Origin of the sequence: Photorhabdus akhurstii (genome assembly GCF_018448925.1) — a bacterium.
GTDB lineage: Bacteria > Pseudomonadota > Gammaproteobacteria > Enterobacterales > Enterobacteriaceae > Photorhabdus > Photorhabdus akhurstii.
Genome location: NZ_RCWE01000136.1, coordinates 1 through 421 on the forward strand (window position 1 = coordinate 1; position 421 = coordinate 421).

General features: G+C 47.5%; 1 protein-coding gene. It reads left to right on the forward strand.

What is annotated here, in order from left to right; translation table 11 throughout:
* The coding region (locus tag EAE93_RS24105; protein WP_214040747.1) for a VENN motif pre-toxin domain-containing protein at nucleotides 1-421 on the forward strand (421 nt) is incomplete at both ends.

Genomic DNA, 421 nt, shown 5'->3' on the forward strand with positions numbered 1-421 from the left:
TGATGAAGCATATTCACGGCGAAAATGCTAAAGTCAGCGACTTAAGTGAAGAGGAAAAACAGACCATCAGCACCCTCTCCACCCTGGCGGCAGGGCTGGCAGGCGGCATTGCCGGTGACTCCACCGGCAGCGCCGTCACCGGGGCCCAGGCTGGGAAGAATGCGGTGGAGAACAACTATCTTCATGAAGACGAAAGCCACCGTTTTGATAAAGAGTTGGCCGAGTGTAAGGCCAAAGGAGGAGACTGCGGTGCAGTTATTCAGAAGTATTTAGACATCAGCAATAAGAATAGTACCGAATTAGAGGAAAAATGCAAAGGAGGCGGTATTACCTGCGTGACTTATGAAGAAATTATTCAAGTAAATACGAATGTTGCGCTTGATGAGGGATCGTTACAAATTCGATTGTCAGAGAAATTAAA